The 11,362-nt window shown below is 67.3% G+C and carries 11 protein-coding genes; 5 read left to right on the top strand and 6 right to left on the bottom strand.

What is annotated here, in order from left to right; all coding sequences use genetic code 11:
* Positions 1–1,099: 1,099 nt before the first annotated feature.
* Positions 1,100–2,209 (top strand): DUF3472 domain-containing protein, encoded by a 1,110-nt coding sequence (locus ACSAMQ_RS18140; protein ID WP_435397004.1) that lies wholly within the window; start codon positions 1,100–1,102, stop codon positions 2,207–2,209.
* A gap of 365 nt (positions 2,210–2,574) precedes the next feature.
* A complete protein-coding gene (locus ACSAMQ_RS18135) occupies positions 2,575–3,342 on the top strand; it encodes a DeoR family transcriptional regulator (RefSeq protein ID WP_435397003.1) in 768 nt (255 codons plus the stop codon).
* Positions 3,343–3,360: 18 nt separating this feature from the next.
* On the opposite strand, the gene ACSAMQ_RS18130 is transcribed toward ACSAMQ_RS18135, so the two are convergent.
* On the bottom strand, positions 3,361–3,828 hold the full coding sequence (locus tag ACSAMQ_RS18130) for a DUF1348 family protein (protein WP_435397002.1): 468 nt from the start codon (positions 3,826–3,828) through the stop codon (positions 3,361–3,363).
* Positions 3,829–3,939: 111 nt separating this feature from the next.
* Here ACSAMQ_RS18130 and ACSAMQ_RS18125 point away from each other — a divergent pair, with 111 nt between their 5' ends.
* The 3 genes from ACSAMQ_RS18125 to ACSAMQ_RS18115 all read left to right on the top strand — a co-directional run bounded on the left by ACSAMQ_RS18125 (position 3,940) and on the right by ACSAMQ_RS18115 (position 6,456).
* The gene (locus ACSAMQ_RS18125) at positions 3,940–4,539 is read left to right on the top strand and encodes a TetR/AcrR family transcriptional regulator (RefSeq protein WP_435397001.1); all 600 of its coding nucleotides are present in this window, start codon (positions 3,940–3,942) and stop codon (positions 4,537–4,539) included.
* Between the two features lie 160 nt (positions 4,540–4,699).
* Positions 4,700–5,845, top strand: a complete 1,146-nt coding sequence (locus tag ACSAMQ_RS18120; RefSeq protein ID WP_435397000.1) for an NAD(P)/FAD-dependent oxidoreductase — start codon at positions 4,700–4,702, stop codon at positions 5,843–5,845.
* Positions 5,846–5,907: 62 nt separating this feature from the next.
* The gene (locus ACSAMQ_RS18115; RefSeq protein ID WP_435396999.1) at positions 5,908–6,456 is read left to right on the top strand and encodes a hypothetical protein; all 549 of its coding nucleotides are present in this window, start codon (positions 5,908–5,910) and stop codon (positions 6,454–6,456) included.
* A 443-nt stretch (positions 6,457–6,899) separates the two neighbouring features.
* Here ACSAMQ_RS18115 and ACSAMQ_RS18110 read toward each other — a convergent pair whose 3' ends face one another.
* The 5 genes from ACSAMQ_RS18110 to ACSAMQ_RS18090 form a co-directional block, all read right to left on the bottom strand.
* A complete protein-coding gene (locus ACSAMQ_RS18110; RefSeq protein WP_435396998.1) occupies positions 6,900–7,697 on the bottom strand; it encodes an amidohydrolase in 798 nt (265 codons plus the stop codon).
* Positions 7,698–7,794: 97 nt separating this feature from the next.
* The gene (locus ACSAMQ_RS18105; RefSeq protein ID WP_435396997.1) at positions 7,795–9,474 is read right to left on the bottom strand and encodes a type IV secretory system conjugative DNA transfer family protein; all 1,680 of its coding nucleotides are present in this window, start codon (positions 9,472–9,474) and stop codon (positions 7,795–7,797) included.
* A 39-nt stretch (positions 9,475–9,513) separates the two neighbouring features.
* A complete protein-coding gene (locus tag ACSAMQ_RS18100; RefSeq protein ID WP_435396996.1) occupies positions 9,514–9,795 on the bottom strand; it encodes a hypothetical protein in 282 nt (93 codons plus the stop codon).
* Between the two features lie 46 nt (positions 9,796–9,841).
* A complete protein-coding gene (locus tag ACSAMQ_RS18095; RefSeq protein ID WP_435396995.1) occupies positions 9,842–10,372 on the bottom strand; it encodes an XVIPCD domain-containing protein in 531 nt (176 codons plus the stop codon).
* Positions 10,373–10,718: 346 nt separating this feature from the next.
* Positions 10,719–11,362: XVIPCD domain-containing protein (locus ACSAMQ_RS18090; protein WP_435396994.1), on the bottom strand; the 644-nt coding region annotated here is incomplete at its 5' end.

Below are 11,362 nucleotides of genomic sequence, written 5' to 3'. Positions count from 1 at the left end.
CGGTGGCCGCCCCGGCGGCGGCCGCGGTCCGCGCGGCGGCGCCTGAACCAAGCGCCAGACCGGTTGAAGCAAGACACGACAAAGGGCGCCTCGGCGCCCTTTGTTTCTAGGTATCCCGGCCGTCGCCGAACGGTGGGCCCCACCCGCTTCCGCCCAGGCTTAGCGCCACCGCTTCCAGGGTAGGAGCGGCGCAAGCCGCGACCGCGCAGTAGCCGTTCGCATCGCAACGACATGGCGCCCGCGCACTCGAACCTGACGCACTCACCACCGCGCAACTGCCTCAGCTGCTCACTGGCCCGTCTCCGCGCCACCGCTTCAAGGGTAGGAGCGGCGCAAGCCGCGACCGCGCAGCGGCCGTTCGCACCGCAACGAGATGGCGCCTGCGCACTCGGACCTGACGCGTACACCGCGGCACTACAGCCACGATCCGCATCCCGCCGAGGCGTATCCGCACTCCGCGAATCTTGGATCGAAACCACGCCCGCGACACCAGCGCATCTCGCGCTATCCAATATGCGCTCGCAGCAAAATCGTTCGTTCCAGCCTGGCGTCGCATACAGCGCCGAACAATCTCGTGCAGGTCCAGATGGCACATTGCATCTTCGAGATCGTTCGCCATCGATGCGAAAACAAGCGCAATCCCGCCCACATTGCGACTGCCATCGCGATATCCGCGCCATCGGCGGGCCGGTACGAAACCCGTTGCGGATGCGAGGTTTCGTTTCGCATCGCTCATAAAAAACTCGGCCTCGAAACCATAAAACCACGGCACTTTCGTTTCCGTTGTTCCTGTTGACGGGTGCCGGCAGCGCATGCTTAATCGAAAACGCGCTCCAACGCAGTCGCAAATATCCGACTGGATGCGGAACCACCGATACCGCAGACGCGGCCTCGGCGTCTGCAGCGGGCCATGCGCATCGCCGACTGAGGCTGTCGATCGAATCCGAATCCAAATCCGCCAAAATCCCGCCGTAATCCCGCCGAAGAATCCAAGCGATCCATCCCAATGCCGCATGAACCGCGGCCTGGACCGATGCTGCCACGACGACGCCGACATCTCGCCGCCGGCAGTCCGCAACCGTCGCCGATAGGAGTCCGTATGCGCTACGCGAAGATCGTCCTGTTACTGATTTTTCTCAGCCTGCACGGCACCGCCGCGGCCGTCGTCGCCGGCGGCATGGTCGCGATCGACCGCACCTGGCCGAGCAAACCCGGCGGTTACGCGGATATGGACTTCGCCATCGCCATCACCCAGGAACCCGGCTACAACGGACGCACCTACTGGGCGCATCAGTTCTGGCTCGACAACGGCGATGGCGGCTACGTCGGCCTGCAACACCGCAGCAACGCCGACAAGGCGCTGAATTTCTCGATCTGGCAAGCGACCGGCTGGGTCGCCGAAAGCGGCACCTTGTGCAGCCACTTCTCCCACGAGGGCAGCGGCGTGCAATGTTGGGTCGCCTACCCCTGGGTGCAGGGCAAGAAATACCGGATCCGCATCGTCAGCGAAGCGCCCGCGCGTTGGAGCGCCTACATCACCGACGTCGCGACCGGCGCCCGCCGCAAGGTCGCTACCATCCAGGTGCCGCCGACCTGGGGCGGCCTCAAGGACAAGACCGTCGAGTTCCTGGAAAATTTCGCCCAGGGCGACGAGCAATTGGAAAGCTGCGCGGCCGCGCCGGCGACGAGCGCGGTGTTCTTCCGCCCCAGCGCCGGCAACGGCACGGTCGCGCCGTCGGCCAGCACCAGCAAGACCTACGGCAACTGCCAATCGATCGCGCGCGCCTCCTGCACCACCGAGCAGGACTGCATCGCCGCCGACAACAAGTTCGGCACGCTCGGCTCGCCCAAAGTCTTGCTCAACACTTACAGCGGCCATTGCCTCGACACCCTCGCCGGCGGAACCCGGGCGGGCCTGTGGAGCTGCGCAAGCAATAACAACCAATTGATCGAACGCGACGACGGCTTTCGCATGCTGATGCGCAGCCGCAGCCAGTGCCTGCAGGCGGAAAGCGACGGCAGCGTCCGGCTCGCCGCCTGCGGCAACGGCTCGGCGCAACGCTGGATGCCGATGCCGGGCTCGGACGGCCTGTATAACGTCGGCAGCGGCACCTGCCTGGACCCGCTCGACAACGCGGCCCAGGGCGCTTACCTGCGCGTTTACACCTGCCTCGGCAACGGCTACCAGACGTGGCGCTTGAACCCTTGAGGATCTGAATCGCCGAGTGCCGACTTTTTCCCGGCGGTTCCCCGGCTCCGCCTCCGAGCCCCGCCGCTTGGCGGCGCGCTACGGACCTGCACCGAACGCCGTCATCGCCCGCGATGGCGGCGTTTTCGTTTCAGGGCTCACAGCTGGATCGAACATCCGCGCGCCCGGACCGGGGGCCTGTCGCAGGCGCCCCGGTCCCGCAGCCGGCCCAGCCGGCACTCCACCGCCGCAGCCGAAAGATGTCACCATCGCACCGACGAGCCGCTGCCGCCGCTGTCGCATGCGGCGGGCGGATGCCTCGATGCAGGACTCGCGCCATACCGGCCCTCGTTCGCCACCGCCTCGCCATGCAACGAGAAACACCGATGCGAAACACCCGCCAACGCCGCGAACGCATCCTGCAGTTGTTGGTCGAACACGGCAGCGTCCACGTCGCGCATCTAGCCGAATCGATGGACGTGTCCACGGTGACGATCCGCACCGACCTGGCCCAGATCGAGTCGCAGGGCCTGGCCAGGCGCACCCACGGCGGCGCCACCCTGGTGCGCACGCCGGCGCCGGAGCAGGACATCCATCAGAAGGACAGTCTCAACAGCAGCCTCAAAGAACCGATAGGCGCCCGCGCCGCGCAGCTGGTCCAGGCCGGCGACAACATCATCATCGATTCGGGCACCACCACCATGACCCTGGCGCGCCACCTGCGCGACGCGCAAGGCGTCACGGTGATGACCAACGGCCTCAATATCGCCTGGGAACTGGCCAACGCGCCGGGGGTCGAGGTGATGCTGACCGGCGGCCTGCTGCGCAAGCAGTCGCTGTCGTTCCAGGGCGCGCAGGCCGAGGCCAGCCTCAACAGCTACAGCTTCGATGCGCTGTTCCTCGGCGTCGATGGCCTCGACCTGCAATTCGGCCTGACCACCCACCACGAGGGCGAGGCCAGCCTCAACCATCGCATGGTCGAGCGCGCGCGCAAGGTGATCGTGCTGACCGACGCGTCCAAGTTCGGTCGCGTCGGCCTGCACCGCATCGCCCAGCTGCAATGCGTGCATACCATCATCACCGACCCCGGCATCAGCACCGAATACCGCGAGGGGCTGCTGCGCCTGGGCATCGAGTTGGTCGTCGCTGGCTGATGCCGGCGGCGACGGGCTTCAAAGCCCCAGTTCGCTCAGGCCCGGGTGGTCGTCGGGACGCCGGCCCTGCGGCCAATGGAACTTGCGTTCGCTCGCCGCGATCGGCCGGTCGTTGATGCTGGCCAGGCGCACCGCCATCAGGCCGTCGTCGCCGAACTCCCAGTTTTCGTTGCCGTAGCTGCGGAACCATTGCCCGGAGTCGTCGCGCCATTCGTAGGCGAAGCGCACGGCGATGCGGCGGCCGTCGAAGGCCCACAGCTCCTTGATCAGGCGATAGTCCAGTTCGCGGGTCCACTTGCGTTCGAGCAAGGCCACCGCGGCGTCGCGGCCGTCGACGAATTCGGCGCGATTGCGCCAACGTGTATCGACCGAATAGGCCAGGCCGATGCGGGCGGGGTCGCGCGAGTTCCAGGCGTCTTCGGCCAGGCGGATCTTTTCGATGGCGCTGTCGCGGGTGAACGGCGGCAAGGGTGGACGAGTGTGCATGAGGGCTCCTAGCGGGCGTAGACAGATCGTTCTACATAGCGAATTTATCTAATGTAGACAAGTCTGTCTACACCGATGGCGGCGGTAGACGAATCGGTCTACCATCGCGCCATGAACCGCAAAGCCGCCGCGCCCGCCCCGCCCCTGCCCGCCCGCGAGCGGATCCTGCACACCGCCCACGATCTGTTTTATCTCGAAGGCATTCGCGCCACCGGGATCGACCGGGTGATCGCCGACTCGGGCGTCACCAAGGTCACCCTGTACCGCCATTTCCCGAGCAAGGACGCCTTGATCCTGGCGTTCCTGCAGTACCGTCACGAACGCTGGATGACTTGGTTCGACGCGGCCCTGCGGCGCCACGGCGGCGCGCCCGGGCACGGCGCCGCCGCGCTGGTGCCGGCCCTGGCGGAATGGTTCGCCCACCCGCACTTCCGCGGCTGCGCCTTCATCAATGCGGTGGCCGAGATCGGTCCGGTCCTGCCCGAAGCGAACGAATGCGCGCGCCGGCACAAGCGCGAACTCGCCGAACGCATCGCCGCGCTGCTGCCTGAATCGGCCGATCGCGACCTGCGCGCCGCCGCGATCGCCCAGGCCTTCGATGGCGCGATCGTACGCGCGACCGCCCGTTCCGCCGGCGATTCCACTGCCGCATCGGATGCCCTGAACGCTTTCGCATTGACCATCGCGGCCTTGTCGGCCGCTCATCACTGACCGTCGCGGCCTCTTCGGCCGCGGATCGCCAAGCAAAACCGGGCTCGCGTCACGCCTCGCGCGTGAACGCCGTTGCAAGCTTGACTCACTTCACACAGAGCCCATACGGGCTTCGTCGAGCCTGCCCAGACTGCACCGGTCTCCCCCACGAGAAACCGGAATGAGCCTCGACTCCCAAGCTTACGACTGCGATCTCGTCGTCGTCGGCGCCAGCTTCGCCGGCGCGGCCTGCGCCCTGGCCGCCGCGCGTGCCGACCTGCGCGTGGTGGTGCTCGAACGCAAGCGCGACCCCGGCGAGAAATTGCGCACCACCGGCATCGTGGTCAAGGAAGCCGCCGAACAGACCTGGCTGAGCCGCGCGCCGGCCGGCTGCCTGCACCGCGTCGAACGCGTGCGCCTGTATTCGCCGCGGCTGCGCAGCATGGCCTTGAGCGCGCCGGGCTATTACTTCCTGACCACCGACACGCCGCGGCTGATGCGCTGGCTGACCCAGGAACTGGTCCGCCACGGCGTCGAGTTGCGCCTCGGCACCTCGTTCACCCAGGCCGAGCGCGAGGACGACGGCTGGCGCATCGAAGGCGTGGGCCGCACCCGTTTCCTGGTCGGCGCCGACGGGGCCAAGTCGCGCGTCGCCGAGCGCACCGGCCTGGGCCAGACCCGCGAGTTCCTTTACGGCATCGAGTACGAGTTTCCCGGCGCCGCCCTGCCCGAGTCCGGCGCCCTGCACTGCTTCGTCAGCAAGCGCTACGCGCCCGGCTACATCGGCTGGGTGGCGCAGAACCCGACCGGGGTCCAGGCCGGCCTGGCGGTGCGCCACGACCCCGAGCGCGCGCGGGTACCGGACATCGACGGCTTCCTGCAACGAGTGCGCTCGGTGGTCGGCCTCGACGCCGCAGTGCAGCCGGCCGCAACCCGCGCCGGCCTGATCCCCTGCGGCGGTCCTGTATTCCCGCTCGCCCGCGACGGCGTGATGCTGACCGGCGACGCCGCCGGCATCGTTTCGCCGGTCACGGCCGGCGGCATTCACTCGGCCTGGGCGCACGGCGAGACCTTGGGCCAGGCTATCGCCCTGCACGCGCTCGGCCAAGGCCCGGCGCCGGAATCGGTCGCCCGCGACAGTGCCCCGCGCTTCCGCCGCAAGCGCGCCCTGCGCTGGGCCTTCGATCACTTCCAGTTCGACTGGCCGTTCGATTTGCTACTGCATTCGGCGCCGCTGCGCTGGGCCGCCGAACAGGTGTATTTCCACAAGCGCGGCAGCCGCGAGCCCGACGAGGCCGCCGCGTCGCGGCCGTCGGAAAGCCTGTGAGCGAGGCCGACAGCGGGCCAGACGGCGCGCCCGGCGCATGCGCAGCGGCGTACAGTGACGGGATGAACCCCGCCGCCCTGCCCGCCGCGCTCGCCTGTCTGCTGCTTGCCTGCCTGGCGTGCGCGGACGCGAGGGCGGCCGAAGCCGCCTTGCAGCTCGAGATCGATTCGCGTCAGCGGGATTTGTGGCTGGTCGACGGCGCCAGGCGCAAACCGCTCAAGCTTTCGCGCATCACCGATGTCGACGGCACGCTCGAACGGCGCGCGCTGTTGGCCGACTCCGGCCCCGGCGAGCCGCGTTATCTGTTGATCGAAGTCGACATCGCCAGCCGCGCCGACCGCACGCAGGGTCGCTGCGGCGCCGGCACCGAGACCGACCTGGTCTGGCTGGCGCTCGATGCGGCGCTGCAGGTGCGCAAGCACGACGCTTACCGGATCGCCTCCTGCCTGCAATCGATCGAACCCGGCGAGCGCGTTGCCGCCGCCGACGGTTCGTTGCGCGTGTCCTTGCTGCGCCCGGGCCGCGATGGCGAACCCGACCGCGAGGTCACCGTGCGTTACGACGCGGCCGACCCGGGCCAGGGCCTGCAAGTCCACGACCGCTTGCGCTGAACGCCGTCGTCCGTCATCCGTCGATGCGGCGTGCTCGCGCAAGGATAGGAGCGGCGACGGCCTACCCGAGCTGCTCCTGAAGTTGCCGTTGCCGTTGCCGTTGCCGTTGCCGTTAAAGCTTGGCGCAGCATCGAGCTCGCGATGCAATCGTAGACCCGGAGGGCGGCGCACAGGACGTGCGCCGTTTTTCGATAGGACAAGGATGTCCTATCGAAAAATCCCGGCGACAGTTGCGTACTCGCAGGGGAGCTTCGTCAAGGAAGGCCTTTTCTTTGGTTAGCTTTCTTTTGGGCCACGGAACGCGCAGAGTCCGCAACGCCTTTGCCATCGACCGAAGCAACGCATCGTGGCGGGTAAACCGTTGCGACCGGAGACGTCGCAGTCGCGGCTTGCGCCGCTCCTGCCCAAGAGCGAAGACAGCAGCGCCGCCACTACGAGAATACTCAGCGCAGCTCGAAGCGGTCGCCGTCGAGCATGGCCGGGAAACGCTCGCGGTGGGCCGCCAGTTCCGCCGCCTGCAGGGTCGCGGTCACCACCACCTCCTCGTCGGTGCACTCGCTGATCGGGTGGCCGAGGAAATCGATCACCGCGCTGTCGCCGGCGTAGCTCAGGCCGTTGCCGTCGCTGCCGACGCGGTTGAGCCCGGCGACGTAGCACAGGTTCTCGATCGCGCGCGCGCGCAGCAGGGTCTTCCACGGATAAGCGCGCGCCGCCGGCCAGTTGGCGACGTACAGCAGCAGATCGAAATCCAGCGCGCCGGGGCGCTCGACATCGAAACGATTGCGCGAGAACACCGGGAAACGCAGGTCGTAGCAGACCATCGGACAGATCCGCCAGCCCTTCCATTCGACGGTCAGGCGCTCGCGGCCGGCGGCATAGCGCTCGTGCTCCTTGGCGTAACGGAACAGGTGCCGCTTGTCGTAGGTCTGCAGGCCGCCGTCGGGCGTGGCGAACAGCAGGCGGTTGAACACGCCCTCGTCGGTGCGCAGTTGCACGCTGCCGGCGACCGCGGCATTGAGCTTGGCCGCCTGCTCGCGGAGCCAACTCACGGTCGGCCCGTCCATGGTTTCGGCGCTGCCGATCGCTTCGTTGCTGAAGCCGCTGGTGAAGGTTTCCGGCAGCAGCACCAGATCGGTGATGCCGCGCAGCGAGGCGATCAGATGGCCGTAGTAATCGCGGTTGCCGGCCGGGTCGTGCCACAGCGTGGCGCCTTGGACGAGCGAGATGCGAAGGTCGCGCATACGAGCTACCGAACAGGGAGACTGAGGGTATTATGCCCGCGAAGCCGCGCCGCTTGCCGGGCCGCAGCCCGGCAACGCGACGCACGGCTCCTCCGGCTCAGCCGGTGGCGATGTCCAGCACCGGCACCGAGACTTTGGGCAGCAGGCGCTGGGTGAACAGCTTGTCCTGGTAATACTTGATCTTGTCGCACTTGACCGGGTGCGGGATGCCCTCGTACAGGAACACCTCGCTGTCGAAGCCCATCGCCTTGAGTTCCTGCGGCAGCATCAGCGCGCGGCGCTCTTCCGACTCGCTGCGCGAGACTTCGCGGCCGCGGGTGATGTTCTCCTTGCGCACGGTGGTGTAGCCGAGCATGTCGGAGTAATCGTTCGCGTCCTGCTGCTCGCGCGGCGCGTAGATGATCTGCAGTGCGTGGTTGGTGATGATGGTGCGGGAGATGTCCTTGCCGTAGGTCGCGTCGAGCTGCGACATGCTCTGGATGATCGGCAGCAGGCGCAGGTTGTAGCCGGCCATGTAGGACACCGCCGAGGCGATGATGTCGACCTTGCCGATCGAGGTGAACTCGTCCATCAGCAACAGGCACTGGTGCTTGAGCTCGGGGTTGTTCTGCGGCAGTTCGCGGGTGTTGAGGTTGATGATCTGGCTGAAGAACAGGTTCACGATCAGGCGGCTTTCGGCCAGCTTGTTGGGCTGGATGCCGACGTAGATCGTCATCTTCTTCTTGCGCAGGTCGGTCAGCAGGAAATCGTCGGTGTTGGTCGCCGCGTCCAGGACCGGGTTGATCCAGGGGTTGAGCGGCTCCTTGAACGTGCCGAGGATCGAGGCGAAGGTCTCGTCGGCCTGCGACAGCATGTTGGCGAACGCCGACTTGGCGTTGCTGCTGAGGAACGGCCGCTGCGCCAGGCCCTGCAGGAACGGCTTGAGCTCGGTCTTGCCGTCGCCCGAGGACAGGCGGTAGACCGCGCCCAGGGTCGGCACGGTGCCGAACGGGAAGCCGACCTTCTTGGCGTCTTCCCAGGCCTCGAACAGGTACAGGGTAAAGGCCATGAAGGCATTGCGGGCCTGGCTGACCCAGAACTTCTGGTCGTCCGAGCCGTCCGGATACAGCATCGCGGCGATGCTCATCAGGTCGGACACGCGGAAGGCCGGATCGCTGGACACGTAGGTCAGCGGGTTCCAGCGGTGGGTGCGGCGGTCTTCGGCGAAGGGATTGAACAGGAAGATCTCCTGCCCCTGCTGGGCGCGCCAGCCGCTGGTCAGGTCGAAGTTTTCCTGCTTGATGTCGAGCACGACCATCGAGCCCTGGTAGTTCAGCAGGTTCGGAATGACGATGCCGACGCCCTTGCCCGAACGGGTCGGCGCGGCGAGGATCACGAACTGCTGGCCGCTGAGCTGCACCAGCTGGCCGTTGAACTTGCCGACCACGATGCTGGTCGGAGTCGACTTGAACATGCCCTTCGCCGACAGGTCGCCGGCGCGCGCGAAACGCGCGTCGCCGTGCATCGACTTCTTCTTCGGCTTCAGCATCAGCACGGTCAGGATCAGGTAGCCGACCATCGGCAGGCCATAGCCGATGAAACCGCCGGCCTTGATCTTGCCCGCATAGGGTTTGTACTGAGGGACGTCCAGCACCTTGAGGTAATCGAGGTAGGTGGTCCACTTCAGCGCGCGGCTGTCGATATCCAACAACATCAACGTCACGTATCCCGACAGATACGTCCCCGCGGCCAGTACGAGTACCAGTACCACCAGGGCAAAAATCAGCTTCCCTTTCACGTAATGTTTCCTGCTTGGTTTCCCCGAACCCGCTGTCGGTCAGCGTCGCTTCCGTGCGGCCTGCAGTTTCGAAGGCTCCCCCGGAGGCGATGGCTCCATCATATCCGGCGACGAGCCTCCGCTGGAGGCCCTTTCCTGCTCGATCCAGAATTCCAGCCAGTTGCGGGCGTCGGTCAGGGTCAGTTCCTGACGCATTTTGAGCCCGGAAGAGGACATCACCGCATAGGCGTAGATGTCGTCGCTCTCGAACTGCTGGTCCGGGGTCAGGGCCACGATCTGGTAGCGGCCGCGAGTCAGGATGTGATGCCGGTATTCGTTCATTGCAGGCCTCCGATGCCTTCGCGCGCCCGATGGCGGCGCGGGGGTTTTAGTCTTTGAACAGGGCCCGGGCTAGCGAGGGCTCGCGTTCGTTGCGCCGGTCTTCCTGGCGGTCCTCCCGGCGTTCGGCCTGGCGCTCGTCCTGGCGTTGCCGGTCCTGCAGGTCCTGTTCGCGAGCGAGCTGGGCCAGCTGCTGGCTGCTGCGTTCCATCGATTGCGCCGCGCCCTGGGCGGTGTCGACATAGCTCATGCGCCGGCTCGGCGAGTCCGGCTCGCCCTCGATCACGAAGGCGCGCGAGCCGTCCTTGCTCAGCACCACGTGGTCGGCGCTGCGCAGGCCGCCGGTGCGCGCCTCCAGGGCCAGCGCCGCGGCCAGGTTGTCGCGCTGGTCGCCGGAATAGTCCTTGAGCCCCATGTCCTGCTTGTCGAGGCAGATGCGCACCTGCGAGTACAGGTCGTGATGCGGATGGCTGGGGCTGCTCAGCAGCGAGCGCTGCTCGGCGCGGCGCATGTCGTCCAGCGTCTGGGTCGTGGCCTGGCCGCCGACCTGCAATTGCTGTTCCTGCGTGCTTGCGTTCATCGTGCACCTCCGGCCGCAACCGAATCCTCATGCTCGCGCAATAGCGGCAGCCCCACAAGGGCGAGACGCCGGGCCGGCGCGCGCCGCCCGGCCCTGAAACCGCTGAAATCCCGGCCCGCCGTCGCCGGCCGGCCGTGTCCGGCCGCCCGATCGCGGGCGGCCGGCAAAGCGGCAGCGACAGGCTCGATCTCCCTAGCGATCGAGCCTGCCCTGCCCGCCCCGCCCCTGCGGGCGAAGCGCCGACGTCCCTGTCCGGACATCGCAGTGGTTGCAGCGCAATCCCTTGCCTGCGATGTCCCCGATCCGGATCGGCGCTCTCCTCCACCAGAGTTGTGCGCCGGCCCGGTCAAGCCATCTGCATCCTCGGCGCTTCCTTGTGCGGCGCCTGCGCCGGCTCGCGCGTCGGTGCGTCCTGTTGCACCTGGAAGGTCGAACGTTCGATCGGCTGCTCGGCGGCATGCCGCTTTTCCACGTGCACGCGATGCTGCGCCGGGTCGTCGAGCTCGCCCTGCACCGCGAACAGGCCGTTGCCGTTGGCGCTGCGGGCGACGTGGTCGATCGAGCTCAGGCCGCTGACCTTGGCTTCGTAGGTCAGCGAAGCCGCGGCGCGTTCCATCTGCTCGCGATTGTTGAAGCCGCCGTTCGGCCCGAGCTTCTCCAGCCCGGCCACGGCCTGGCGGTAGATGCCGTTGTCGGGGTGCGCCGGATTGGACAGCAGCGGCGCCTCGCCGGCCTTCTTCAGCGCCTCCAGCGTCTTCGGGCCGGCGATGCCGTCGTCCTTGAGGCCGTGCGCATGCTGGAAGGCCTTGACCGCCTCGCGGGTGCGATCGCCGAAGTCGCCGTCGGACTTCAACGCATGGCCGTTGCCGTCGCGGTAACCGAGCTTGTTCAACTGCTCCTGCAGCAGGCGCACGTCGCGGCCGTGCTCGCCTTCGCGGATCACCCCGTCGGCGGGGGCGCCGCGGCTGGCCGGGCGCGGCTCTGCTTCGC

Source organism: Lysobacter sp. 1R34A, assembly GCF_051217035.1.
Taxonomy (GTDB): Bacteria; Pseudomonadota; Gammaproteobacteria; order Xanthomonadales; family Xanthomonadaceae; genus Lysobacter.
Note: the sequence above shows the minus strand (reverse complement) of the source record. Positions and strands in the feature narration are given on the sequence as shown.